This is a genomic window from Micromonospora sp. C51, from assembly GCF_018070435.1.
Lineage (GTDB): Bacteria > Actinomycetota > Actinomycetes > Mycobacteriales > Micromonosporaceae > Micromonospora > Micromonospora sediminimaris.
The window spans coordinates 26,977-53,894 of sequence record NZ_JAGPXQ010000021.1; the positions used below are offsets into that span (position 1 = coordinate 26,977).

General features: G+C 67.5%; 11 protein-coding genes. 3 read left to right on the plus strand and 8 right to left on the minus strand.

Going from position 1 to position 26,918, the window contains the following annotated elements; genetic code table 11:
- Positions 1-574: 574 nt before the first annotated feature.
- The 4 genes from KBX50_RS20295 to KBX50_RS20310 are packed head-to-tail and all read right to left on the minus strand — an operon-like array spanning position 575 to position 16,573.
- Positions 575-2,710 (minus strand): UvrD-helicase domain-containing protein, encoded by a 2,136-nt coding sequence (locus KBX50_RS20295; protein ID WP_210938867.1) that lies wholly within the window; start codon positions 2,708-2,710, stop codon positions 575-577.
- Positions 2,710-9,036, minus strand: a complete 6,327-nt coding sequence (locus tag KBX50_RS20300; protein ID WP_210938868.1) for a DEAD/DEAH box helicase — start codon at positions 9,034-9,036, stop codon at positions 2,710-2,712. The genes KBX50_RS20295 and KBX50_RS20300 overlap by 1 nt, the downstream gene beginning before the upstream one ends.
- The gene (locus KBX50_RS20305; RefSeq protein ID WP_210938870.1) at positions 9,033-13,730 is read right to left on the minus strand and encodes a class I SAM-dependent DNA methyltransferase; all 4,698 of its coding nucleotides are present in this window, start codon (positions 13,728-13,730) and stop codon (positions 9,033-9,035) included. Before KBX50_RS20305 ends, KBX50_RS20300 begins: the two co-directional genes overlap by 4 nt.
- Positions 13,727-16,573, minus strand: coding sequence for a helicase-related protein (locus KBX50_RS20310; RefSeq protein WP_210938926.1), 2,847 nt, complete (start codon positions 16,571-16,573; stop codon positions 13,727-13,729). The genes KBX50_RS20305 and KBX50_RS20310 overlap by 4 nt, the downstream gene beginning before the upstream one ends.
- 161 nt (positions 16,574-16,734) lie before the next feature.
- Between KBX50_RS20310 and KBX50_RS20315 the strand changes: the two genes are divergently transcribed.
- A complete protein-coding gene (locus tag KBX50_RS20315) occupies positions 16,735-17,214 on the plus strand; it encodes a very short patch repair endonuclease (protein WP_210938872.1) in 480 nt (159 codons plus the stop codon).
- Here the strand turns inward: KBX50_RS20315 and KBX50_RS20320 are convergent.
- Genes KBX50_RS20320 through KBX50_RS20330 form a run of 3 tightly spaced genes read right to left on the minus strand, consistent with a single transcriptional unit; the run spans position 17,150 to position 23,477 of the window.
- Positions 17,150-18,889: a hypothetical protein gene (locus KBX50_RS20320; protein WP_210938873.1), complete on the minus strand. Its 1,740-nt coding sequence runs from the start codon at positions 18,887-18,889 to the stop codon at positions 17,150-17,152. The genes KBX50_RS20315 and KBX50_RS20320 overlap by 65 nt on opposite strands.
- An 11-nt stretch (positions 18,890-18,900) precedes the next feature.
- Positions 18,901-21,978, minus strand: coding sequence for a helicase-related protein (locus tag KBX50_RS20325; protein ID WP_210938874.1), 3,078 nt, complete (start codon positions 21,976-21,978; stop codon positions 18,901-18,903).
- On the minus strand, positions 21,975-23,477 hold the full coding sequence (locus KBX50_RS20330) for an RNA polymerase sigma factor RpoD/SigA (RefSeq protein WP_210938928.1): 1,503 nt from the start codon (positions 23,475-23,477) through the stop codon (positions 21,975-21,977). The genes KBX50_RS20325 and KBX50_RS20330 overlap by 4 nt, the downstream gene beginning before the upstream one ends.
- A gap of 324 nt (positions 23,478-23,801) precedes the next feature.
- Between KBX50_RS20330 and KBX50_RS20335 the strand changes: the two genes are divergently transcribed.
- Positions 23,802-24,935 (plus strand): DNA cytosine methyltransferase, encoded by a 1,134-nt coding sequence (locus KBX50_RS20335; protein WP_210938875.1) that lies wholly within the window; start codon positions 23,802-23,804, stop codon positions 24,933-24,935.
- Between the two features lie 51 nt (positions 24,936-24,986).
- Here the strand turns inward: KBX50_RS20335 and KBX50_RS20340 are convergent, their stop codons facing one another.
- Positions 24,987-25,967 carry an HNH endonuclease gene (locus tag KBX50_RS20340; protein ID WP_210938876.1) on the minus strand — a complete coding sequence of 327 codons (981 nt, stop codon included), beginning with the start codon at positions 25,965-25,967 and terminating at the stop codon, positions 24,987-24,989.
- Between the two features lie 338 nt (positions 25,968-26,305).
- Between KBX50_RS20340 and KBX50_RS20345 the strand changes: the two genes are divergently transcribed.
- The gene (locus KBX50_RS20345; protein ID WP_210938877.1) at positions 26,306-26,836 is read left to right on the plus strand and encodes a DUF6244 family protein; all 531 of its coding nucleotides are present in this window, start codon (positions 26,306-26,308) and stop codon (positions 26,834-26,836) included.
- Positions 26,837-26,918: the final 82 nt, after the last annotated feature.

Here is a 26,918-nt window from a genome sequence, read left to right on the forward strand (position 1 = left end):
GCTGCGGTCGCGGCGGCGGTGGCGACCGCCGACGCGAGTCCAATCACAACGGACCAGACAGTAGAGCTGAGGGTGCTGCCCGGCCAGAAGGCCGAAAGAGCCACTTTCGAGATCAACAGAGTCACCAGGAACGCAAGGGGAATGGCAATGAGATGACGCAGTCTTCGCACTCGGTACTCCCAACAGACCTTGGAGAGCTACACGGCGCACGCAGCACCTAGAAACTGACGGACAGTATAGGTCCATGCGCCGCCTGTGATCTTGGCGGGATGGGTGTGTCGGCAGTTTCCCTACCGCATCAGCGTCCGACCAGGCGGGGTGACAACTCGGGTGGTACCTCTGCTGGGAGCTGGAGAGGCTCCCGTCGACTGGTGAAATGCAATCCGAGTTTGGGTGGAGATCTGGGAGCCGGGGCCATGTCGCGGTCATGTCCGAGGTGCCTTGGCGCGACGAACTGCTGCGGCACCGGCCGGAACGCGGATGATGTGGTGGCGCGGTCTCCACGGTAGCCCTCGTCCCGACAGCCTCCGCGAGCATCTCCGGAACTGCGGGCACTTCACTGCAGGTCATCGCATCAGATGCGTTTCACTACGACGAGTTGGTCGCGGGCCCGGGTGGCCGCGACGTATCTCAGTGAACGACCCCGAAGTTCGGCGTCTGCTCGCTCGGCGGGATCCAGCCCGGCGAGGCGTTCGAGTTCGGCTAGCGCTGGTTTGCCGGCGGCCAGTACGACCTTGGAGAACTCGGTGCCCTTGGCCCGGTGCATCGTCAGGACCGGCACTCGGCCGGTCGGTGGGCGGTCGCGGTCGACGGCGCGGGCGTCCACTCCCTGTTCGGTGAGGGCGGTGACGACGCGGTCGCGGTGGAACCGATCCTGTACCAGGACCGCCACGGTCTCCGGGGCGTCTCCGGCGTCGAGCCACGAGCGGACGTGGCGAACGATGGCGTGGAGTTCCTCCGAGAGCGAGTCGACGACCACTTCGATGGGCGCGGGACCGCTTCGGGCGGATCGGTAGCCCGTGCTTTCCGGCTCGTCCTGCAGGTCGACGTACTGGCTGCCGTCCAGCATCGCCATGGCGTAGCGCAGGTTCTGTGCGGTGGTGCGGTAGTTGAGTGTCAACCGCTGGGAGCGCCCGACGATGGCGATGCCGTAGCGCCCGAGCACGACGCGGCTGCCGTAGATGCGCTGGTGTGAGTCCTCGGCGATGAACAGGTCGTCGGGGCGTTCCTCGACGGCGGCCCGGAGCAGGAGCCACTGGGTGGGGGAGAGGTCTTGCCCTTCGTCTACCAGCACATGATCGGCCGGGCGATCCCCGCCTGCGGTCAGGTGTGCCGCGGCGACAGCGGCGGCCTCGGTGAAGTCGAGGCTGCCGTCGATCCGGCAGCGTTCCCGGTAGGAGTCGATCAGCGCCCAGACGGCTCGGCGTCTGGCGCGGTCCAGGGCGACGCCTCGTCCTGGCCGGCGCACCCGCAGGTAGCCGGTCTCGTCGTGCACCTTGTTCGGAAGGACGACGTGCGCGTACTCGGTGGCCAGGAACGTCTCGTTGGCGATCTCTGGCGGAAGCGACGTGCCGGTCGATTCGACGACCTCACGCCACAGGTTCGGTGCGGTGCGCGACAGCGGCGCCGCGCGCTCCTCGCCGAGGACGTCGCGCATGGCCGGCGCTAGACCGATTCCTGCGGTCCGCAACACGGCGGCGGCGAGCGCGTCCACGCCGGTCACGTACACGCCCGGTTGTCCGAGCGTCTTGGTCTGGGGCACTCGTGGGTCGAGCTGGGTGAGGCTGTCGCCGAGTGCGTCGGCGAGGTTGGTGGTGAAGGTGGTGAGGACGATTCGGGCCGCTGGGTCGCGTTGGGCGAGGGCACGCCCCCGGTGGACGAGGACGACGGTCTTGCCGGTGCCGGCGCCGCCAGCGAGCCGGAACGGCCCGTTGTACGGCCGGTCGATGTAGCGGCGCTGCTCGGGGTGCAGGAAGATGCGCCAGGCGCCGAAGTCTCCGCCTTCGATGACGCGGCGGAGTTCTTCCTGGCCGTCGATGAATGCGTATTGCAGGGCAGCCGCCGGCCGTTTGAGGGACTGCAGCACGTCGGCGTCGTCGTCGGACGAGGAGGTCTTCTCCAACTGCATCCGCTGGACGATCGCGTCGATGTCGTCGCCGGCCGCCAAGTCGACCAGGATGGTGCCGATCCAACCGTCGTGACGTTCGGCGAGCGCGAGTATGACGTCCTCGTCTGCGGCTGCCGCTGCCTGGGTGGCGACGTCCTCGGGCAGACCGAGTTTGTCCATCAGGTCGGCGTGTGCGTGACCGAGGCGAGCGAACAACGGCTTCGCCGACTCCGGGTCTGTGGTCGCGGAGGGCGGCGGTACGGGGACGAACGCCGGCTCGATCTCCTCCACCTGGGGCAAACCGTTGATCGGGTTGACCTTCAGGCGTACACGCTGCGCGGTGGCAATGGCGTCGTCGTGCGGCCAGATGCCGTGGATGACGTAATGGGTGTCGCCGTCACCGTCGAGCCGGAACATGACGGCCCGCCAGAACTCGTCGACCCGTCCGGTGCGAACCCGCGGGTCGGCGCTGTGCTGGATGGGTTCGATGTGCAGGCCGGGGGTGGTGTCGTCGGCCCCGAGTTTCTGCAGGAAGCTCATCGCCTTGCCACGGACCGATCCATCGATCTTGCTGGCGAGTTTTCCCATGATGATGGTCGGCATCAGTCTCCTTCGTCCGTCTCGGCGGCGGCGCGAGTCAGGACGGTGACGACCTTGGCGGGGTCGGGTTCCACCAGGTGCCAGCCGTGCTGGGCCAGGTCGCTCCGGTCCTGTTGCGACATGTGGGCGAAGGCGACGGCCACCCGGAGAGCGGGCCAGCAGACGTCGAGCGGGATGCCGTCGGGCCCTTCCGCGCCGATGGTGGGCGGTGCGACGTTCTCGCCGGCCAGCGCGCTGATCAGTTCCTTCTCGTTCTCGGTCAACGCCGCGTCGTAGGCGTCGGCCCAGGCTCCGACCGGTCGGCCCGGTCCGGCCTGGTCCGGCTGCGCGGTCACCGGCTCGACCAGACTGGTCGTTGTCACAGTCGTCGGCCAGTCGCGCAGGCCGAGCGCGTTAGCGAGCCGCAGCCAGGACCGCCAGGAATCGGCGTGGTTGTCGCCGAGCATCTCGCTGCGGTCGTCGAGCACCACGGCGACCTCGACACCGCCGCCTGTCATCTCGATGACCGCCGCGAGGGATCCGAAGCGGCGCAGGTGGACCCGGCGTTCACCGGCGGGTAGGTCCTCCCCGAGCAGCGCTGCTCGACCAATCTGCGGAAGGGCGACCGTGGTGTAGGTCTGGATCGGTTGGGCCCCGGCCGACAGGAACATGGGCACGGCTCGGGCGGCGGCCTGCACCGCAGCCGGGTTGGGATCGCGAACCCAGCCGACGAGCCAGTCGACCATGCCGTGTCCCAGGGCCTTGTAGGTTTCCGGCGGGGCCTGGAAGCCGGGGACGTTCATCAGGCTGCCGGCCAGGGCCGGATTCCACCATGGCGGTGCGACGTTCGTGGCGGTCTCGGCGGCGGCGACGTCGGCGCTGGTCAGTGCGATGACCAGGATGCCCAGCTCGCGCAGGTGGGCCCGCTTGACGGCGTCGTCGGCGAGGCGGTTGACCGCGGCGGTCGCGTGGTAGGCCCGCCCGTCCGTGAAGATCGCGATGTCGGGCACGTTCATGTCGCCGGTCTTCAGCAGGTAGTCCGGCCGGGAGTCCGCGACGTTGACCTGCGGGCTGAGGGTCCATTGCCGGTGTGTGCCGGGCAGGGTGAACCGGGCTGTGTTGCCTACCGGCGACGGGGTCTCGGTGACGGCGGCGCCGATGCGTCGTAGCCGACCGAGGAACACGCGGTGGAAGGAGCGTTCCAGATGTGACTCGGGTTCTTCGCGTGGAGCCAGCTTGGTCACCGTCCAGGTCGTGTCCTCGGCCGTCTGAACGTCGGCAGGCAACCCGAGCAGGGTACGGAGGTGACGCTCGGCCGATGCCCGCGAAACTCGCCGGGTCACTCCCGGTGCGGTGAACGGTAGCAGGCAGCGATGGCAGGCGAGACGCTCCTCGTGGCGGCAGGGGCAGTCCCGGACCCGGTCCCAGGCAAGGACCAGCAGCTCGCGCAGGTGGTCCGGCTCGGCGATGCCGGCCAGGTAACCGGTGCCACCGGGCACGGTGTCGTGCAGCAGGATCGCGTCGTGGTTGTCGTTGCCGTCGGACAGCGTCGGGTCGACGACCTGCTCGACCCGGATGTGGTCGGGGTGACCGCCCATTTGTTCCCGTAGTCCGAGCAGCAGCGCCGCGGACAGGCTCGGGACTGCGAAGTCGTCGCCGAGGCTGACCGTGTGCGGCAGCCGGATCAACAGCCCCTGGGTACGCAGGGTCCGGGACAACGCGACGGTGCTGGTCACCTCGTTCGGGGCGGTCCGGTGCGGACACCATGGACGGTGCTCGTGGGCGCGGTTGCGGCCGCTCTCGGTGTCGCGCTTTCCACAGCCGGAGCAGACTCGGAAGAGGGTTCCCTGCCGCTCGGCACCGGCGATGGTTCGGGTCGTGCCGTGACCGGCCGGTCCGAGGTTGAGCCATCGGATGTCGACCGACCGCAGGTGGACCCAGCCCAGCCCGGTTCCTTCGACGAACCGTCGGTCGTCCATGTGCTCGGGGGAGACATCCGCGGCGGTCACGATCTGGAATGCGACGCGACCGCGTTCGTCGTGGCGGTCGGAGATGGCGACCTCGTCTCGGCGTACCTCGGCCGAGACTCGGGTGAGTTCGACGACGTCGAGGCGCTGCCCGGTGTCGTGAATGCCCCGGCTGCCGCAGCGCGGGCAGGCGACGGGAACACTCTCGCGGCCGGTCGCGGCGATGTCGCAGCCGTGACCGCAGGCGGGGCAGAGCGCCCAGGTGCGGATCGACGCACCGTCCAGGCCGAGGTCCACCGCATCGATCTCGATTTCCCAACCACGCGCGTAGAAGGTGGCCCCGGGGGCGAACTCCCGCAGGGCCTGGGCCGAACCTCGTTGGAACTGGGCGCTGTCGTAGCGGTACTTGCCGTCGTCGGGGTCGATCCAGGACAGGCCGACGTCCAGGGTGACGCTGTCGTCGAGCAGGGTGTAGTTGGGCAGCAGCCCGTACTCTTCCAGGACTCCGATCCAGTAGCTGCTCCGTAGATGAGCGAGCTGCCCTCTGGTCAACTGTCGGGTCGCCTGTGCCGACCGCAGCGCCTGCTTGTCGTCGTCGGTCGCCGCCGGCGACTGCACCCGGGCCTCCAACTCGGGCAGCAGTTCCGTGATCGCCGCCTGCCGCTCTTCGAGCAGTGCCACGGTCTGTCGCCACCGGTCACTGGCGTCGCGAACGCGGCGGGCGAAGCCGCTGCTGCCCGGACCCGCGACCGGTTTCAGCCAGTCGCGAAGCCGGTCCACCACCTCGACGGGTAGCTCGTCGAACATGGCGGCGAACCGGTCCAGATCCGTCTCCCACGACTGCTCGGCGTGCGACACCAGGTCGCCGAGGAAAGTGCCCGGTGCGTACGAACCGATTGCCCCGCTGGCCTTGCGCGGACGACGGCGCCCGGGTTCCCGCGCGAACGCGTCGATCAGATACGCCGTGTACTGCCGGCGCAGAATCTCCTCGGCGGCAAGGTAGGTGGCCGGCGGTCGCACCTCGCCGTCGATCACCGACAACGGGTCGCCGATCTTCGGTAGGTGTTCGCCACGACCAGTGACGAAGGCCAGGTCAAAGGCGTTGCCGGTGAGTCGGCCCGCCCGCCCGACCCGCTGCAGGTAGGAGGCGACGGTACGGGGCAGCGAGGCGAGGATGACCGCCGACAGGTCGCCGATGTCGATGCCCATTTCCAGGGTGGGCGTGGCGACCAGGACGTTCGGCGACTGAGGACTGGTCGCCGCGTCCCGGAAACCGTCCTCGTACGCCAGCCGGGTCGTGTCGTCGAGCAGGCTGGTGTGTTCCCGGGCGACGACCCGGCGCATGTCCGGCGACGCGTACAGACTTCGGTAGAAGTTCTTCGGCGACATCGGTTGCTGGCGCAGCCGTCCGCGACAACGCACGTTCAGACAGGGTGCGTCCGTCAGCTGGTCGACGGTGACGAGGCTGCCCGGGGTGCCGGCCCGACAGGTGTCGCAGACCAGCAGGTGCCGCCCGGCGACGAGGTCGTCCTCGTGCGTGGGAGCCACCACCACCCCGGACACCGGCAGGGCGTAGACGGTCGCGCCGGACTGGCTGGTCGTCGTGGTGAGCACACCGTCGCGGGCGAGGCGGTCGAACAACGCCCGGGCGAGCCGACCACCGTCGAGCGGGGAGATGTCGAGCAGCCGCGAGGTCCAGCGGGCGTACCAGGACTGTGCCGAGGTCACCGGGTCGAGACCGCCGGAATCGGTGGAACCGCCGACCTTCGGGTAAGCGGGGGCGGGGCGGTCGCGGGGAAACGCCGGCATGCCCTCGCTCCGGTCCCGGCCACCCCAGATCGACCAGCGGCGACCGTCCTCCGCCCGGTAGCGGTTGAACCACGGGTGGTCGATTGCACCCTGGACCCGCATCCGGTCCAGGACACCGCGTACCCACTGCACCAGCGCGGCGTCGCCGACGCCCGCCTCGCCCAGACGTTCCTGCCACGAGGTGCCGCTCAACGCGGCTCGGGCCAGGCCGGCGACGCGCGCCGGCAGCCCAGCCTCCACCTCGACGGTGACGGATCCGGTCAGTTCCAGGGTGCGGCCGGTACGCGAGTTCAAGCCGAACTCGAGGGCCGCGTCGAGGGCCAACCGTTTACGCACCCGCGACTGCACCGACGGTTTGACCGCCCGCTGCCTCGACTCCTGCCAGAACGGGGTGAAGGATTCTCGGTCGGCGCATTCCGGGGCCAGCAGCCGGTACCGTCGGACCGGATCGTCGCCGGCCTGGGCCAGCACCTCCTCGACCAGCCGGTCGAGAGTCAGCGCGCCGTCCACGACGGCTTCGCGCAGCACCGAACGTAGCGTCAAGATGTGCGACCGAGCCTGCACGAACCCTGCCCGGTGCGCCGCGTCCTGCACCGAGTCGGTGAAGACCAGGGCTTTCTTCTCCTCGGGTGCCAGCTTCGGCGCCCCGAACAGGGTCGACAGCGACACCGACAGCAGCGTGGCGATGGCGCTGCCGAGGAACCGGATGCCGTCCTCCTGCCCGCACGACGGGCAGGTGTCCTTGCGGCTGAGTTCGTCGGCGGCGGCACCCACGTTGGTGAGCACCGGCAGGACCCAGCCGTCACGAAGATCAGGATCGTCTTCGGCGACCCGGTGCAGCAACTCCCGGCTGCGAATCGCGAACCACACCAGTCCATCGGGCGGCTTCTCGCCGTCGGACGGGACGATTGCCTCAGCGGGCGCGTACAGCAGGGGCCGGAACCGTCCCTCCCGGGTGGCGTGCTGCCGGCGAATGCCCTCGTCGTCCGGGGCGAGGCTGTCGCCCACCGGCGCGAGACCGACACCCCAGCCGGAGCGCCCGCAATGCCGACAGTAGATCGCGGGAAAGGACGGCCGGGCCTCCTCGGCCTCGTCCGCAGCGACCGGCGGACCGTCGTCGCTCCACCGGAACGCCGCCCTCGCCGTCGCGGACCGGTCGATGCGGGTCAGCTCCCGCACCCACAGGTGCGCCTCGACCGAGAGCGCATCCCGGCCGACGACCTTGCGTACGTGCCCCAGCATCGCCAACACCTGCGACAGCAGCGCCTCGGCCGGCTCCGGCTCGTCTTGCGGGCCGAACACCCGCAGGGTGAGATCGCTGAGGGCGACAGCCTGACCGGCCGTGCGGGCCAGCTCGACCACGAGCGGATGCGCCCGGCACAACGCCGACAGCAGCTCAGGTGTCGCGCCGGCCAGCTTGTCGCTGGTCACCCCATAGAGCAGTCCGAGTACGGCGTACGCGGCCTCCTCGCCGGAGGAGTCCGGGCTCACCTCCGGCAGTCGCCGGAGCCCGGCGGCGCGTAGCTCGCCCACGGCGACCGGGGCGAACCCGGCTGCCGCCACCGCCTGGGCCGCGCCGTCGGTCCACTCCGCCAGGCTGAGCCGGGTCTCCGTGACCACCGACGTCGAGTCGAACCGTTCCCCGAAGACGGTGCCGGCGAACCCACGCATGACCGACGGGTCGCCCTTGTCACCGAGTGTCGCGGACGTGGCGACCGGCGTCATCAGACCCAGCGGACGGCTGCGGGCCGCCTCGTCGATCAACGGATCGTCGTCGCGCCAGTGACTCTGTAAAGCCAGACCGAGCCGGCGCAGCAACATCGCCACGTCGGTGCCCTGCGCACCGTCGTAGGTGTGGAACTCGTCCAGCACCAGGTAGCGCAGACTGGTCGCGGACTGCCGCCACAGCTCCTGATCCTCGGCGCGCAACAGCAACTGGTCGAGCATCTTGTAGTTGGTGAGCAGCAAGTCCGGCGCGATCTCCCGGATGACCGCACGATCGTTGATGAGCCCATCGGGGGTGACCGCCATGCGGGTAGCGGTCGCCTGCCCGGTGTAGAGCGCCGCCGTCACCCCGGCCAACGCCGGCTCGGTGGTGAGCAGCTTGGTCAGCCGCGCCGCCTGGTCGTTGGCGAGCGCATTCATCGGATACAGGATCAGCGCCTTGGTGCCGGTCACCCCGGCACGCCGGGACCGCAGCACATGGTCGAGAATCGGATGCAGGAACGCCTCGGTCTTACCGGAACCGGTGCCGGTGGTCACCAGCGTCGGCAACGGCCGGCGCGGCTGACCGTCCACCGCCGACGCCAACCGGGCGAACGCCGCCGCCTGATGCCCGTACGGCGGGAACCCCTCGTACCACTCCAGGCTGGCCCGCCACCCCTCGTCGGCCGGGCGAAACGGCAGCCGCAACCGCACGTACGGGCCCTTGAACATGCCCGTGTCCGGGTCGGAGAGAAACCGGTCCAGGCCGTCCCGGGCGTCCCCGTCGGTCAGCCCGAACGTCGTGGTCAGGTAGTCGACCAGCGCATGCTGGATCCTGGCTGCCTGGAAGGTGGGCAGTAATTCGGTCACTGCCGCTCCCGCAGCCGCTGCTCGAAGACCGCGTACGCCTGCCGCATGTCCGCCTCCCGGTCCAGGGTGACGAACGGCAGCTCGTAGGTGTAGGTGTAGCCGGCCTGGTTCGTCGCGGTCCGCTCCTCCGCAGTGATCCGATCGCCCTTCTTCCGCCACACGGTGAGCACCGAGTTCGGCACCAGCCGGCCGTTGGTGTCGTAGTAGTAGACGTTCCGGTCGTAGCCGTAGAGAACCCCGAATTGAGTTCGGTAAAGGGAGCATAGTTCGTCCGCCGAAATGCCCGCAATAACCGCAACAAGAGCGTCGACTTCGGCCATCGCTTGTCGCCGATCGGATGCCATCCTCAGTGGGACGGTTTTGTCCCAGGTTGGGCCAATGGAGCCCAGTGGGCGGCGGTCCTCGTAGTCAATCCCCCCTACCCATCGACACTCTCTGAACGACTCTTCATATACGGTCTCCCAGATCTCCGCGTAGGCATCGGTGAGCGCACTAAGTCGCAGAACCCGAACCCGGAGATCACTCGCTAGTTCAGGGTTCGGAACATACGGAAGGCGATTTATGATGCTTCTGGGAACACTTGACTTGGGTGCTGCTCGGACTAGGAAATCGCACAAGAGAGACGAGAGCCAGCCTGCAACATCTGACAAGACGCGCAAATCTCCGACAGGAAGTCCCGCAGAGTAGACGCTTTGGGTTAGATGGGTAGGCCCGGGAGGGATTATCGACGCAATGAGCGTCCTCTCATTTCCGGGACGCGCCATGCTCCGCCATGCCACGCGATAGTGGTCGGATGCCAAAACTGATTGCCCATCAACTCGCCATCGGATATACGCTTTGCGGAAATCTTCCCGCTCCACTGCGCGTGTATAGTTCGATGGAGGGACGAAGTCGGCCGGAATTTCCTCCAAGTCGACATAGCCCCAATCGCGGTTGCTGCGCATCGTGCTGTTGGGCGTTTTCGATAGCGGCGTAGCGACGTAGAAGTGAGGACCCTGCAAGATGACATCCTCCCAGGTTGAACGATGTCCCCACGTCTTTGTGATACGTCCACGCCGCTCCTCGGCGGTTTCGTCCCATCCGAGGGAATGGTATAGATTAGTAGCATCTAGTCGTGAGAGGGAATTTACCTTTGCTAGGACGGATTCAACCGATCCGTTTACCAGATATACCATCCGCGCAGATTCGGCACTTTCGCCCTCCAGTAAATCGTTCCATGCTTCGAGAACCTGCATGTCTATGGTGCTTACCCGTGAAGCATGGGGCCGGAGGTCCCAATTTCCGTCCTCGTCCTTGAGTCCTGGCTCATCTCCTGAGCCGTCGTGAACCAGCGAACGCTCGATTGTGGTTGGATGATACAGTGAGGTGGCGTGCAGAAAGCTTGGGCCTGACTCCTCGGCGCCATATACATGAATGCCGTAAATGACCTGATTTCCTACCTCAAACAACTTCAGCTCGTTCTTGAACTGCCAATGTCGGCGAAGTCGTCGATAGGCAGCTCGGCGAATCGTGTTCGCTTTCTCGTCGGTGAAGTGTGTTTCAGGATGTATCAGTGCAGAAACGCCGCCATGAGAGGTGGCGCTCCAGCAATGCTCGATAAAGCATCTGTAAAGGTCTGTTCGCAACCCTGCAAGGTGCGGAAACAGCAATGGATCCGATAGAAGGGCGCGACCGGCCACCATTGCGACTAGCTCGTCAAAGTAGTCGGCACTTTCGGCTTCTTCGAGGTCGTGAAGAGTTCGGAGCGGAGATACTACACGCGAAGCTGCTGACTCGTTGACGAGGATCCAGCGTGGTTCGTACTCAGCAAGAGCCAGCTCTGGCTTCCAGTCGGGTCGCACCCACGGCGGGTTGCCGACTTGTAGGTCGAAGCCGCCTCGGGCGAAGACCGTGACGAAGTCGAGGTTCCAGTGGAGGAAGCCCTGCCGTCGGGCAATCCGCTCGCAGACCACCAGCCAGGGATGCTTCTGTAGCACCTCGTCGATGGACCCGGCGCTGGCGAAGCCCAGGTCCAGTTGTTCGGCCTTGCCGAGCTCGTCCCAGTCCATGTCGGCGCCGAACCGCAGTTCGACCGGCTTGCGCTTGTGTATGTCCGGGTTGCGCCCCAGCAGCGCCTGCAAACCGGCGATCCATTCGGTGACCGTCGGTGGTTCAATCACCTGACCGTTCACAGTGGTAGAGGTGTCGGTGAGGGGCCAGAACCAGAGCGCGGTCCAGGCGTCCATCGCTCGGCGCAGCCGCCGGTAGGCGCCCTCTTCGTCGGCAAGGGCTCGTTCGATCTGTTCTCGCTGGACGTTCCCGCCGGCCGGTAGCTCGTTTACGCCCCAGACCGGGATCGATCGGCGGATCTCCTGCTCGGCGATCGTCAGTCGGCGGTAGGCGATCTGCCACAGCGTCTCGACTCGGTGTGCCAGCTCGGCGTACGCATCGACCTGGGTTTTGCTGGGTTTGGTCTTGGTGCGGCCGCGCCATTTCTTGAGGCGGGTCGCGGCGTCCGGAGCCAGGGCGGCGGCCTCTTTCGCGTCGGCGGCCGAACCCCAGCCGTCGGCGGGTAGCAGGAAGTGGTGGACGCCGTCGGCGGCGACCTTGCCGGCGTCGATATCCTCTGCCAGCCGGGTCAGCGGCACCTTCTGCGGCACCGCGCCCAGCCACGATTTGTCGGTGACCTGGCTGCGGCGGTAGACGGCGCGGCGGGCGCCGATCAGTGAGTTGCCGCGGCGCAGGTGCAGGCCGAACCACGGTGCGGACAGGCCCTCGACCATGGTGTCCAGCCAGAGGGAGATCTCGGCGAGTTCGACTGCGGTTTCGTTGAGATCGACGCCGTAGACGTTGTGCAGCGCCAGGTACGCCTTGACCTCCTGTAAGCGCTTCGGATACTCGTCCGGGTCGATACGTTGCTCAAGCTCCTTTTGGCGGCGCTTGAGGTATTCGTCGGCGAGTTGCCGGACCGCTTCGATGGCGAATGCTCCCGAGCCGAGTGCCGGCTCGCAGATCGTCGTTGTGAGGATCTGCTCGGCGGGGGTGTCGTCGGTGAGTAGCTCTTCCAGGGCTTGTCCGACGGTGAAGCGGGTCAGCACCTCGGGGGTGTAGTAGGAGGCCGACTGCTGGCGTTCCCGGCCGGCCAGGCGGAACACGAACGTTCCTTGGTGGTGTAGCACCGGCCGCCGCTCGCCGGTCCCCGAGTCGATGGTCGTGACGAAGTCGGTGGCGGCGATGCCGTCGGCTCGTTCCACCGGCACCACCCAGGAGCCCTTCGACCCGTCCCCGTTCTTCGCGACCTCGTAGAGGTCGGTGTCGGCGAAGAAGCCGGTGTACGACATCAGGCCCTCGTAGACCGCGCCGAGCTGGTTGATGCCCAGTTCGGCGTACGAGATGAAGCCTCGATCCCTGCCGCGTTGTTCCTTGCTGAGCAGCAGATGCGCCAGCACCTGCTGGACGGCGGCGTTGCCCAGCCCCACCTCGTCGATGTGGGCGGTGGCTTCGGGGCGGAACAGGTCGGCGCGCAGCGGGTTGAAGACCAGCCCGGCAGCGAGCGTGGCGCTCTCCTCGGTCACGGCCGGGGTGTGGCCCTTGTCGACCAGGCGGAACAGTACGCCGAGCGACTCGTAGAGGTGGGTGCCGGCGCGGGCCCGGGGTGTGGCCAGCTCGACCTGCACCAGCTCACGCAGCCGGTCGAGGCTGTATCCCTGGTCGTACTCGGGTGCGCCGACCGGGAGAACGCCCAACTCCGGCGACGCCTCGGCGTAGAGCAGGAACAGGATCCGGTAGAGGAAGCGCAGCGACTGCCGGGCCAACGGTTGCGCCTCGGATTTCGGCAGCGGCGGCAGGCCTTTGGCGCGGCGGCGAGCGACGACCTCGTTGGCGACGATCTCGATGGAGAGGCGTACGCCGTCGCGAAGGTCCTGGGAGACGCCGACGGTGTGTTTGACCGACGCCTCCAGCACGCCGTGCCACCACAGCTTGCCGTCCGCGTCCGGGGCGATCGACTCGGCGCAGAGGCAGGCCAGCGCCCGGTCGATTTCTCCGCCTTTCCTGGTGTCGTTGCGTTCGCAGACCGATTGCAGGTCGACGGCGAGGTAGCGGCCTTCGGCCCAGCGTTCGCGTTCGGCGAGCAGCGCCCACCGGCCGGCCAGAACCAGCGCCAACTCGGGTGCGTTGTCGGCGACGAAGAGCGCGGAGAGCAGCCGGGCCGCGCTCTTGATCTCCTCGCCGTCTTCGGTGAGCTGAACCGCCTCTCCGAGGGTGACCGCGTCGCGGGCGAGCAGTTCCTCGATCGCAGCCACCGGAAGGGCGGCGAGCACGACCAGCGGTGCCGAACCCGATGCGCCGGCTGAGGAAACCCGGCTGAGCGGCCCGGATTCGGAGACGATCAGGCCCGGCGTGTCGAGACCGAGGATGTCGCGCACCGCGCGGAGCGCCTGTCCTGGCACCTCGTGTGCGGTTCGGCTTCCGGCCTGCTCGGTGGCCGCCGCCGGGTCGAACAGTTCGGAGAGGGTGGCCAGGTCGACCTCCAATTTCCGGCGGGCCGCCAGGAATCGGGATCGCGGTGTCGACCGTCCGGCGTTTTCCTCAGCGTCCCATCCGGCGCGGCGTTCCAGGATCTTCGCCCGGAACGACTCCTTGGTGGCGTCGGTGGTGAAGTAGTGCTCGGAGATCCAGCCTTCGCCGACGAGGATCGCGTCCGACCTGCTCACTGGAGTTCCCCCTCGGTGTCGGGCACGACCACCAGCAGCGGACGTACCAGTTGCCGGGCCGGTGCCATCGACTCGGTCAGTTTCCGTTCCTCCGCGATGCGTTCCCGACTTGCCGCCGCGTCGCTACTCCGGATCAGAACCGCCGTCTCTCCGTCCCACGCGTCGAGCTTGCGGCGCCACGCGTCGACCCGTTCCTGGGCGTCCCGGCTGGCCGCCTCGAAGACGGTCTTCTCCAGGTAGGCGGCAGCCTCATGGACCGCCGGCCGAATCAGGGGCTGAAGGTGATCCACCGTGGCGATGGCACCCGGATTGGCCCGGGGCGTGGTCCAGCCGAGCACCTGCAGCGCGTCGCGGATGGAGTCGTGCGGGGTCACCAGTGCGAACGACGGGTCGTCGGGAATGGGGAACTGAGCGGTCAGCCACGCGGTGGAGACCACCTGCCCGCGCTTGTTGGTCAGGGTGCCGAGCAGCAGCACCGTCGGCGCGTCCACCTCACCGCGGACAGCGAACACCTCGTTGCGGCCGAGCGCCGCCAACGCCCGGTCGGCGGCCCAGTCGAGCACCGGATGAAGCGGGCTCAGGTAGTGCGCGTCCGGCCAGCTCGTGCCCTTGTCGTCGCGCAGCGCGGCGGCCAACCTGTCCTTGCCCCGGGCGGCGGTGGTGGCGAGCACCAGACGCTCGGTCACCTTGCGGTCGGCGAGATAGCTCTGCGGCAGCACCTCCAGCCGTTGCATCAAATCGGGCGGCGGAGTCAGCTCGACGGTGCCGAACGCCTCGTCCCGGCGCCACCCGACTCCGCCGCGAGCCGGTGTCGCCGTCGGGTCGATGAAGGCTTCCCGCAGCGCCTCTTCAAGGTAGGAGACTTCGTCGTCGTAAAGGCCGGCTCCGTCGTCCGGTACGACCTGCGGGGCGGCAGCCGGCTCGTCGCTCTGCCCTGGCGCGTCGAAGAGTTGGGTGAAGAGCGCGGCGAGGTCGGTGCCGGCGGCGACCTTGGCGACCGGCCGGACGACGTCGTCGAGCTGTTTGGTGCCGGCGAGCACCGCCCGGATCTCGTCCTCTTCGCCCTTGACGTCGTAGCGGCCCATCAGCGACGCGACGTCGCCGAGGGCGGTGTGCGCCTCGTCCTCTTTCTCGATCAGCTTTGCCAACACCCGAACGTCGCCGGCGAATCGTTCGCTGGCCGGGTCGAGCAGCAGGGCGGTGATCTGCGGCGGGTGTTTCTGGCCGTAGCGGTCGATGCGGCCGTTGCGCTGTTCGATGCGGATCAGGCTCCACGGGATGTCGTAGTGGATCAGCTCGTGGCACTGGGCGTGCAGGTTGACACCCTCGGAGGCCACGTCACCGGTGACCAGCACGCGTACCGCCGACTGCTCCTGCTTGAAGCGTTCGACGAGTTCCTGCTGCTCGGGGTCGGTGAGGCCGCCGTGCATCAGCTCGACCGCGTCTTTCGGGAGGCCGAGGTCGCCCGGCAGGCTGCGATGCAGCCAGCGCAGCGTCTCCAGGCGCTCGGCGAAGACCACCGCCCGGGTGGCGGAGCCCGCCCCGACGCCGATCTCCTTCAGGTACGCCACCAGCCGGGTGTACTTGGCCGACGGCGTACGCATGGTGCGCTCGTTGAGGTCGGCGAGGTGGCGAAGCGCCCGCAGCTCGACCTCGGCCCGATCGGCAGGCAGCTTGGTGTCCTTGGTGACCCGTTCGATGCGTCCGTCGATCGTCTCCTGCAACGCCGCCGGTGACGACAGGAACGCCTTCGCCAAGGTCCAGGGGAAGAACGTCCCGCGTGCACCCGAGTACGGACTCCCGCCGGTGCCCGGCCACAGCCAGGTGTGCTCGAGTTCGCTGGCGACCGCGTTCTCTTCCGGGGTGGCTGGTATCAGGACGTTGTTCGGTTCGCGTCGTTCGGCCCAGTCGGCGCCGACCGCGCTGGCGACCTCCGGGCTGTGCCGGTGGCGTCGCACGACGAGCCGCCGGATCTCGTCCCGGTTCAGTTCACCGCTCGGCGGAACGGCGACCGGGTCGAGCATACGGATCAACTCGGCGAAGGAGTCGGCCTTGCCGTTGTGCGGGGTGGCGGAGGCCAGGATCAGCGCTTCCGTGGTGCGGGCCAGCAGCCGCGCGAGGCGGTTGTTGAGCGTCTCGGCGTTCGACAGGTTGTGCGACTCGTCGATGACGACCGCGTCCCAGCGCTGTTTGCGCAGGCTGGCCACGTAGCGATCCGACTTCAGGGTGTCGATGGAGATGATCGCCCGGCGGTAGTAGGTGAACGGGTTGCGGGTGGCCGGCAGTTTCTGCCGGACCCGCTGGATACCGGCGGTGTCCAGGCGTACGAACGGCAGGGCGAACCGCGTCCACAGCTCCTGCTGCATCTGCTCCAGTACGTGGCGCGGGGTCACCACGAGAATGCGGTCACCTCGCCCACGGCGAACCAGCTCGGACAGGATCATGCCGATTTCCAGGGTCTTGCCGAGGCCGACCGCGTCGGCGAGCAGAACGCGCGGTCGCAGGCTCGCCGGATCCAGGGCCTTGCGGACCGCCGCCTGCTGATAGCCGAGCGCATCGGCGAGGCCGCGAGTGGCCACCGACAGCGACTGATCGGCGAGCGGAACGGCGGTCTTGCGGAGGGTGGACTCCAGCCAGAGTCGGGCGGTGCGGTATCGGGGACTGGCGTCCGCGACGACCCGGGCCTCAGCCGGGTCCAGTGGAGTGACGTCGTCGAGGGTGTCGTAGAACGTCGCCGTCGTGTCACGTACCAGCTCACCGAGACCTTGCACATGCACCGCGACACCGTCGGCGGTGTCCTCGGTCGCTCGGACCAGCCACTCCTCGTCACGGATCACCACCATTGCACCGGGGGCGAGCCAACGGCGGACGTCAGGCTTGGATGCCGTCACAGACCTGATCTCCAATATTTGACAAAAGGAACACCAAGCAATAAGTCGGTTGTCCGGTCCGGGCAGCCTAACCTCTGGACCGCGGCGCCGATCTCCCCAGATAGGTTGGAGAGATGGGCCGAAAGTCCACCATGCCGACACCGCTGGACACCGCCACCTCGGCCCGCCTGAGTCGGCAGGCACGCGCCTCGACCAAACCGGAGCTGGCGTTGCGCCGCGAGTTGCATCGGCGCGGGCTACGGTATCGGATCAACCACCCGGGGCTTCCTGGACGCCCGGACATCGCGCTCACCAAGGCGAAGGTGGCGGTGTTCGTGGATGGCTGTTTCTGGCACCGCTGTCCTGAACACGGCACGACGCCCCGCAACAACCGAGACTGGTGGGTCGCCAAGCTCGATCGCAACGTCGCCCGAGACCGGGCCAAGGACGCCGCGCTGGCCGAACTGGGGTGGATCGCCGTCCACGTCTGGGAACACGAGACGGTGACCGACGCGGCCGAACGCGTGGAATCGATTTGGCAACAGCGGATCATGTCGAGATCCGCAGGTAGCCGTTCCGCCCGAACAACACGCCACGATCCAGGAACCGATTGAAGAATCGGCACGACGGCTCACCCAGATGCACGCAGGCCGCACAAGCCCCACTGCCGATCCCGCAACCCGGATCCAAGGGACAACGATGCTCCGCGTCGACGAACGCGGTCAACAGGTCGTCGAGGTTCGACTCGAACACCGCCTGCATTCCGCCGAGCACGAAATCACCCCGAGCGGCTGCGTACAGGAAGAAGCCGAGATGGTGGGGTACGAGGTACTCGCTGAGTGCGTCGCGTTCGATGCCGGAGAAGACGGCGGTCTGCCGGATGAGCCGGTGTGCGTAGGTGTGAATCAGCTTGAGCAGGTCGGCGCCGGCCGACTCCATCTGCGGGTCGTCGCGTTTGCCGGGAACCTGGGCCGCCTCCAGAATGGCGACCCGCGCCACGACCGGGTCAGTGCACTCTGGCGTCCATCCCGGTAGTCGATGTCCACGTCCGGCCAGCCACGTCGCGACGCGGATCGGGTCGAGCCGGATCAGGAACGCCTCGGTCTCGGCGAGGTTGCCGTAGAGCCGATAGCCGCCCCGCTTGCGCCGGAACGGCACCAGCCGGCACTTCGACGGATCGTCCTCGCCCCGGGTGTAGCCGTACATGGCGTTGAGGATCGGAAACCTGTCGACCAGGTCGAGCCCGTCGATGCCGGCCCTCCGCAGGGCCGGCGGGTACTTCTCCCGATAGCGTTTCTCCAGCGGGTCGTCGGGATCCGGGAGGCGCAGCGCCGTCGTCGGTGTCCGACTCTCCGCCAGGGCCATCGCGATGTCGGCGGCCTCCCGTTCGGCCACCTCACGCCGGGCCGCAGGGAGCCGGTCGGCCGGATGATCGCCGGCCTTGGCCAATTGGCCGGCCTGCTCGGCGAGCGTCGCCATCTGCTCCGCAATGTCCGGCGCCATCTTGCTGGCGACCAGTTGATCGACCAGTTCCTTGCGGGTCTGCTTCGCCGTCACATCGGCGGGCCTGGCCACCGTCAATCCCTCGATCACCCAGATCAGTGCTTTGCGCGGACCGCCGGCGAGTTTCAGATTCTCCCGGTGTTCGGGCCGTGGCGGGTTGATCAGCACCATGCCGCGCGGCACGTAGACCATGCGGGCCTTGTGAACGTTCCACCGCACGGCGCCGTCACCGCACACGCACTTCTTGTTGAAACCCAACCCCGCCGGCATGGTCGCCGTGTCACAGACCGGGCACACGAAACGAATGTCCGCGGCCTTGGCGCTCTTCGGCACGACCACCCGTACGTCGTCGTGCTGCGGGCAACGCCGAATCCACGGCTCGGTGATCGCACCGCACTCGTGCACACCGACGAAATGGAGCTGACCCCAGGCACGCTTGCCGCACTTGCAGCGGGAATCCTCGGACTTGCCGATGCGCTTGCAGACCCGACACAGCCAGACACGGGGGTATCGCTCCACCGTCACGCCACGGCGGTCGTCGAGTTCGACGACCTCCACCGGCACCTTGCGCAGCAGATCGCCGGCCATCCCGCCGTCCTTGTCGTTGGCGGTCCACGCACCGATCTCGGTCAACAGACTCCACCGCACTACGTCGGAGTCGATCTCGATCGGGCTCGGGGCCGACCACTCGTCGACCCGGTAGATGTCACCACGCAGGTCGACCGTCTGCTCCGGCAGAAAGGTACGCAGGATCTGGCTGCCGCTGCGAGAACCCAACTTCGTCATCTCGTCCGCCTTCAGTCGTGAATCGGAGCTTGGGCCTCGACATCGCGGAGGCTTCTCATGGGGGAGGGGTGGCCGATCTGGCTGATGAACTGGGCCTTGGTGGCCGGGTCCTCAAGATCGGCGAACCAGTCGCGGACCCACTCGACGATCTGCTGCCGGTGCAGGGTGTCCTCCGGTCCGACGAGGCCGAGAATCTCCGCCACCGCCGCCGCCTCGTCATCGGGCGTCAGTTTCGCGTCGCGGACGTACTGGCGCAGCTTGGCCGGTGTGCTCAATCGCTGCTTGCTGGCCGGTTCGTGCACCATCAGAGTGCGGGCCGCGACCATCCCGGGGAGCGTGAGGGCGAGAACCCGCCGGCTGCGGCGCGTGATCGGGATGGCGTCGACGAACCGGTCGCCCTGGCTCACGTATTTGTCGAAGTGCCGGAACGTCTGGGCGTCGCGTTCCCGGCCGATCTTGTGCAGGACGTACACCAGTCCCGGGTGTCGACGGCCGACGCGTGCGGTGGTCTGGATGAACTCGGCCGTGGTCAACGGCAGGCCCAGCATGACCATCGTGTTGAGCCGGTCGATGTCCACCCCGTGCGACAACATCGAGCTCGCCGCGATCACATGAATACGATCCTCGAACTTCTCCTCGGGCTTCTCCAACCGCTCCAGGATGTCGCGCACCTCGTCGAAGTCGGTCTGCCCGGTGAGCTGCTCCACGTTGATCCCGTCGACGGTGTTGTTGCTGCCCAGGCTTCGACCGGCGGCCTCGACGTCGTACAGGGTGGAGCCATAAACCACGTTCGTGCCATATAGGCTCAGCAGCTCGTCGACATGCCTCGGATCGATGCCGGCTTCCGTGCAGACAGCCGACGGCTCATCGATCAGCCTACGAACGCAGCGCTGCAAGGCATCCAGGGTCCGGTCACTGACATGCTCCAACGTCACCCCGCGCGGCGCGACCGCCACGAAGCGCCGCAGCTTCTCTGCCTTGCGCACCGTCCAAAAGGACTCGCCGGAGCGGGGGCCCTGCTGTGGGAAAACCCGGCCTTCGCGCTGGTAGAGAACCTTGACCTGGTGGGAGTAGCCGGTCAGAGTCGCGCTGCTGGCAACGATCTTGGCGTGGCTACCGGTCAACTCATGCTGCAGGTAGTCGAGCAAACTCTCGTAGTGCGAGTCGACGGCACCCAGGCTGTCGCGGAGCAGGTGCAACTCGTCCTGCAACCGCAGCGACGGCGCGAACCGCTCCGCCGGCATCGGCAGCGGGTTGAGCGTGCCCTGGCAGTCGGGCACCAGGCAGCCGTTGGGCGTCTTCGACCTGGTCGCGTAGGTGAAACCGTGCCACTCGACCGAGCAGAGCTTCTGCGGCGGCCCGACCAGCCCGCGCATCGCCTGCTGCAGGCCGATCGACGCGGCCTTGTCCAGCGTCCCCACCACCACGGTCGGTAGGAAGCGGAAGATCTCCTGGTCGACGATGTACACCGGCAGCGCACCCCGCTTCCAGGGGCAATGCGTGTTGGTGCAGTGATGCTCCAGCTTCCACCGCTGCCGGTCGAACCTCATCCGCAGGTTCTCATTCCGGCAGAATGGACAGTGCAGCAGCACCCGGTACTTGTCAGGTATCCCCGGGCTGTCCGGACCGATCTCGTCGTTTTCCGGCTTGGGTACGATCTTGTTGGGCGTACCTGCCTGGCCGACCAGGAACCCGAGGCTGAACGGGGCACCTTTGACATCGGCCTCCTGGCGTGACACCGCCTCCTGGCGTACCAGCTCGGCGCCGGCGAGCGCATCGGCGAAACGCTGCGTCTGCTGCAAGCTCAGCAGCCGGAGGGGAAACCGGGACCACGCCGTCACGCCGGTACGCTTGCCGGTGAGCCGATCGAAGAAGGCCGTCGTCAACAACAGCCCCAGGTAGGTCTCGGTCTTGCCACCACCGGTGGCGAACCAGACGGTGTCGACGATCTTCGCGTCATCGGCGGGTTCGGCGAGGAAGCGGATGGCCGACAGCAGGAACCCAACCTGGAACGGCCGCCAGGAGTCGTAGCCGCGTCCCTTCGCGCTTAGCCCGATCGCCCGGTTCATCAGCTGGAACGACAGGCGGATCTCCCGGTTGGTCTGCAGAAGCTCCAGCCCGGTCCGCAGCCGGCCGAGTTCAGCGAACACCTCGGCTGCCGCCTTGTCCGCCTCGGCACGCATTCCCGGTGTCCAGCCCTCGGCTACCTCCCTGGCCGTTAACGCCGGCTCCGACCAGTGGGTGTGGTCGTACTCTTCGAGCGCCTCGACCAGCGCGGTGAGTTCCGGAATCGGGTCGGCGGCGAGCCGCTCGAACGACAGCGTCGGCTCCGGCCGGCTGCTGTTCCAATATCCCGGGCGAACGGTCTGCACCGTGATGGTGTCACAGCTGCGGAACACCCCAGGCGCTGGCACCTCGACACCCACATTGATGCCGTACGCCGGCACCTCGCGGTCGTAGCGGAAGCTGTCCGGCAGGGCCTCCAACTGAAACGGAATGGTGGCGAGCCCCGAGACCTCCAGCTGCGTTTCGTAGAGGTGCGAGTCGGTCACACCGCCGCGCGACCTCTCCGGGCTGGTGTTGACCAACTGCACGACAAGCTCGGTGTCCCGATGCCAGTCCTCCACGTCGACTCGGACTTCAGCGGTCAGGCCCGGCGCGCCGACCGCGGCGAAGGCATCTCGTAGCTGCTTCGCGCCGAAGATGCCACCGTCGGCGCCGACCACGACGGAGATCTTCTCCTCGACAGGACCGGTACGCCACCAGCGCCGGTCCGGGTCCGGACCATCCTTGGGGTCCTTGACCCAGGCGCGGGCCCGCACCGTCACCGTCATCGACCACGGCAGGGCCTCGGCCGGACGGAACCGAATTCCGATCGCACACGGGTCGAGCCGCTCCGATCGGTCGTCGCCGGTGCCCTTGCGTACCTCGTCCTCGCAGGCGAGCCGCCCCAGCCAGAAGGTCCCCGACGGATCCACTTCCAGCCGATCCAGGCCGTCGCCTCGACCCGCCGCGACTACTCGCCTATCGAGCCAGGCGACGAAGGCATCGCACGCTTCCTCCAGCGACTGGGCCGCTTTGCCGCTCATCGAATCGTCCCCTCCGCTGAAGCGCCGCAACTCGGTTCGTCGACCAAGTACGAGCGTAGGCCCGCAATCTCCGTCGACATCTTGAGCTTCTTCATGGCATTCCCCTGGATCTGGCGGATCCGTTCGCGGGTGATGCCGTAGTCCGCACCGATCTCGTCCAGGGTCTCTTCCTCGCCGGTGCCGAGACCGAACCTGCGACGGATCACGTTGGCGGCTCGCTCGGGCAGCACCCGGCGGAGAATGCGATCGATCTCGCCGCGCAGCGTCGCGTGTTCGACGATCGACGCCGGGTCGGTGCGCCCATCGCGCTCCTCGTCGTGAACGAGGACATCCGAGAGGCGAAGGTCGTCATCCTCACCGAGGAGATGGTCGATGCTGCGCACCGGTTGGTCGAGATCCAGCAGCGCCTGCACCTTGGCCGGCGCCATGCCAGTGGCGTCAACCAGCTCGTCGAGCGTCGGCTCACCGTCCAGCCGGTCGGCGAGCTTCCGGGCTGCTTTCCGAACCTTCCGCACCTGCTCGTGGACATGGACGGGTATGCGGATCGTCCGGCCGTGGTTGGCGATACCCCGTTCGATACTCTGCTTGATCCACCAGGTCGCGTAGGTGGAGAACTTGTAGCCCATGGAGCCGTCGAAGCGATGGGCGGCGTGCATGAGGCCCATATTGCCGTCCTGGATGCGGTCGGCGAACGCGACGCCGCTCTGCTGGTAGCGCCCGGCCTTGGCGATCGCCACCACGAGACGCAGATTGGCGCACACCAACGCCGCGTGAGCGCGAGCCCCCTCCCTCGCGCGGTCCCGCAGCGACCGGCGGTCCGCTGCTGACAGGTCCGCTCCACCAGCGTCGAGTACGGCCTGTGCCGCTGCGCCCTGCTGCATCAACGACCAGAGCTCCACCTCACGAGCGGCGTCGATCAGCGGGTATCGGCCGATCTCGCGGAGATACTGGCGAACCGTGTCCTCGTGCAGTTCGTAGCCCTTTGTCGCGGATTTGACCGGTCCCGCGTTGGTCGAGGCTGGGAGTTCGACACCGGCATCCGCCAAGAGAGCGAGCAACTCGCCGTTCTGTGCTGCGGTGAGACTTCGCCGGGTTGCGAGCAGTGCGACGTCAGCACGGGTGAGTTTTCCCCCCGTCCGGGTCCAGTCGCCAAGCAGATCCTCGAACGCCTGGCCGACGACATCGTCTGCCGCATTGAGAACGGGAGGCGCAGGATCGTCATCGAACATCCATCCGACGTCACCGTGTGGTGCGTCCTCGTTCAACTCTGGCTGGTCGGACGCGGCATTGCTCACGTCTGTCACGGTGGGCCGGGCATCGGGGGCCGGGGCGGAGTCGGGCGGATGCGTGAGGTCGCTTCTGGCGGTTGGCTGGGCCAGAGCTACCACGAGCGCGTCGATGTCGCTGCGGGTGAGGCGGTGCCGGACCACGAACTCCGCAATCGCCGACTGCGCTTGGTGTACGTCTCGGTTGCCGATGGTCGCTCGTAGCTCATCCACGAGTACGGCAGACGCGCTTGTGGACCGCAGCATCGACGTGGTGACGGCAGTAGTCATGCTTCCTCCCCTGGCGGTGGCGCTCAGCGTAGGGAGCGGGTGCGACAAAGAACACGAATCGAACAAATGTTCCATCGCCTTCGGCGTCGCGTCGCCCTTAGGCTTGAGGAGAGCCGAGGGTCATGGCCCAGCGCTAGCGGGAAGGCTACCGATCGCGATATCGCCGACACATCCTGCCATCAGGGTGTCGAAACGAGAGGATCGTACGATCTCGTGTGCCCGCACGCCGGACCACGTCGGGGTGGACCGACCTACTAAGGTCCCAGCATGGCTCCACGACGACCCACCACTATTTCCGCTGTTGATCTCTTCTGCGGGGTGGGTGGTTTGTCCTATGGCCTGCAGGAGGCCGGTCTCGACGTCGTTGCTGGGGTCGACCTTGACGGAAGCTGTGACTACCCCTTCCGGGCCAACATCCGCGCACCCTTCCACAAGAAGGACGTGTGCGACCTGAAAGTCGACGAGCTTGTCGCGATGTGGCCGAAGGGCAGCGTGCGAGTCCTCGGCGGCTGCGCGCCCTGCCAGCCCTTCTCCTCGTACCGGCGGGGGGTAGACACGTCCCGAGAAGCGCAATGGCCCCTCGTCGACGAGATGCGCCGCCTGGTCGAAGGCGCCAAGCCCGAGGTGGTCACGATGGAGAACGTTCCCCGGATCATCAGCACGTCGATCTTCAAAAGCTTCGTCGACTGTCTCAAGGAACTTGGCTACTTCGTAGACTTCAAGTCCTGCCACTGCCCGACCTACGGCATCCCCCAGCATCGGCGCAGGCTGGTTCTCGTAGCCTCACTCCTCGGTGAGATCCGAGTGCCCAAAGGCACGGTCGGGCCAGAGGGCTATACCACCGTCGAGCAGTCCATCCGAAAGCTCGCACCCATCGGCCACGGCCAGGTCGACCCAACGGACCGTCTACACAAGAGCCGAACGCTGACCGAAGTCAACCAGAAGCGAATCAGGGCCTCGAAGCCCGGCGGCACGTGGGAAGAATGGGACGAGGACCTCCGCGCGCCGTGTCACCGGAAGTCGTCGGGCTCCACCTTCCGGAACGTCTACGCCCGCATGGTGTGGGACGAACCCTCGCCGACGATCACGACCCTGTCGTACAACTACGGCGCCGGGCGGTTCGGGCACCCCGAACAGGACCGGGCCATCTCGCTGCGCGAAGCAGCCATCCTGCAGAGCTTCCCGCCCGGCTACGAGTTCGTCGCACCGGAAGACCCCGTGCAGTTCGCGCCCCTGGGGCGGCTCATCGGCAATGCCGTGCCACCGAAGCTCGCCGAAGCGGTCGGTGAGGCGATCGTTGAGCACGTCGAGGCCGTCAAGGGACGGGTCAGGAGAGTTCCGCGGCGTACGACGGTGCCTCCTTCGTCGACGGGTACGCCGCATCCCGCATCGGGAAGGTGAACCGCCCAGATCCGACTGGGCCGATGCACGTGCGGTTGCAGAGCAACTCGCTCAAGTCGTTGGTGTCTCGCGGTACACGTGGGTTCGGTGCCAGTCGAGGTAGGCGCGCTGGGGTGGCAGGGCGTCAGCGGGCAAGAGGAGGCGTTCGGCCAAGGGTGGCCGGCCGAACGCGGCATGTAGGGCTGGGTCGTTGTCGACCTTGCGGTGCAGGTCGGTGTGGATGTGGATGCGCAGTCCGCCGTTGACGGTGAGCAGACCGGTGTCGAACGCGACGTCGTGTGTCGGGCAGGCAGTGAGGCCGTTGGCGACGTCGAGGCGTTCACGCGGGCCGCTGTCCCGCCACGGCTTGATGTGAGAGGCGACGAGCATCCGCGGGGCCCGTCGGTCGTCGACGGTCACCGACAGGCCGCAGAACACGCAGCGGTGTGCGTGATTGCGTAGTACGTCGCGGGCGAAGCGATGTTGCCCGACACGCGCTGCGGCGATCAGGAGCAGTTCGGTCACCTGGTCGGTGACCCCAGGGTGCTCCGTCTGGACGGCGTCGACGATGTCGCTGGTACTCACCTCGTCCTGGCCGAGCAGGATCAGCGGCGCGTCGTCGTGCTCCAGGTACAGAAAGTCGGGCAGGTTCTCGGCCGTGACGCCGACGTCGCGGGCCGCTCGCACGATGATCCGATACACGGATGCCAGCTCGTCCTGACCACCGAGCAGGCGGGCGGCGACCTCCACCTCGTGTCGGGCACCGTTGCGGCGGCTGCCATCGAGATTGGCCATCTTCGCCAGGATGCTGCTGTTGGGACGTTTGAACAGCTGGGCCAGGCTGGGGACCGGCTCCTCGGCACGGTGCGCCGTCGACCCGCCGTAGCGGCGATGGTCGACCAGCAGGCTCGCGGCCAAGCACAGCAGCGTCTCCACCGGGGTGAAGGCGACTTGCCGACGGCCCTCGACCGCCCATGGGCGTACGACGATCGAGCGCCATTGGGCACGGGCCGGGGACGGGGTGATCGCGAGATAGTCCGCCGCCGTAGGCATTCACCCTCCCGCAAGCCCGAGTCATCAGCCCTCAGCGTAGATCGCCGGGCGTGCGAATCGGATGTCCACTTTGGCTGCGCCCTCGGGAAAACGGACCGTGTGTGGTGCTCCGATGGCGCGAGCGGACCGGCCCCGGTGAGCTGGATCAACATGTAGCCCCAAGCCGACCTTCACTGTCGGCATCCCGGTGCTGGAAGTTCGTACTGGCTCGGCCAGTGCGAGCGGGAAGAGGCGGCATGGCTGCGGCGGGTAGTTCGATGGCGGTGTATCGCTGCGAGTGGTGTTGCCGGGTAGGTTGCTGGGTTCGGAGTCGGTTCTCGGTTGGGGGTGGTTGATTCGTGTCGAGCGTTGAGGAGATCGCTGGCGAGTTGCGGGCGGTGACTGCGGGTCTGGAGCGGGCGCAGAGTCTCACCGCGGCGGCTAATCATCAGGTTCAGCAGGTCGCTGCCCGGGCTGTGGGGGCGGGGTTCGCGGCGGTCGCGGCGGGGATGACGCGGGTTCGTGCCTCGATTTCCGCTGTTCAGGCGGGGCTGGGTGGGGCCGCTGGGACGGTGGGTGAGGCGGCTACCGCTGCCGCGAGTGTGCCTCGGGAGGCTGCCACTCCGCAGGAGACAATCTCCGGGTTGGCGCAGGTGCAGCAGGCGATCGCCGGTGCCCGTGAGGCCACAACGGCGACGATCGGTCATGTCGATCAGGCCCGGCAACTCGTCGGTACGGTGCTGCGGGGCGGGCAGCCGGGCCCGCTTCTGCAGTCTCTTGACGGCGTCAAGCAGGTCCTGGTGCTGGTGGTGCAGCGTTGTGGCGCGGTGCAGCAGGCTGCGGAAGCGGCGATCGGGCAGGCGCGGGGGCTGGGTTCGTCGGGAAACTGATCGGGGCTGGTCCTCCCACACCGGCCAGCCCCGCGCCCAAGACCCGCGGCGACACGCCTCGCGTCGCGTCCGAGCAGCAACA

Excerpts from the sequence above, each read along its gene's own strand:
- KBX50_RS20295 (WP_210938867.1), bottom strand. The coding sequence starts at position 2,710 with ATGCCGACCATCATCATGGGAAAACTCGCCAGCAAGATCGATGGATCG.
- KBX50_RS20310 (WP_210938926.1), bottom strand. The coding sequence starts at position 16,573 with ATGGTGGTGATCCGTGACGAGGAGTGGCTGGTCCGAGCGACCGAGGAC.
- KBX50_RS20315 (WP_210938872.1), top strand. The coding sequence starts at position 16,735 with ATGGGCCGAAAGTCCACCATGCCGACACCGCTGGACACCGCCACCTCG.
- KBX50_RS20335 (WP_210938875.1), top strand. The coding sequence starts at position 23,802 with ATGGCTCCACGACGACCCACCACTATTTCCGCTGTTGATCTCTTCTGC.
- KBX50_RS20325 (WP_210938874.1), bottom strand. The coding sequence starts at position 21,978 with ATGAGCGGCAAAGCGGCCCAGTCGCTGGAGGAAGCGTGCGATGCCTTC.
- KBX50_RS20340 (WP_210938876.1), bottom strand. The coding sequence starts at position 25,967 with ATGCCTACGGCGGCGGACTATCTCGCGATCACCCCGTCCCCGGCCCGT.
- KBX50_RS20320 (WP_210938873.1), bottom strand. The coding sequence starts at position 18,889 with ATGACGAAGTTGGGTTCTCGCAGCGGCAGCCAGATCCTGCGTACCTTT.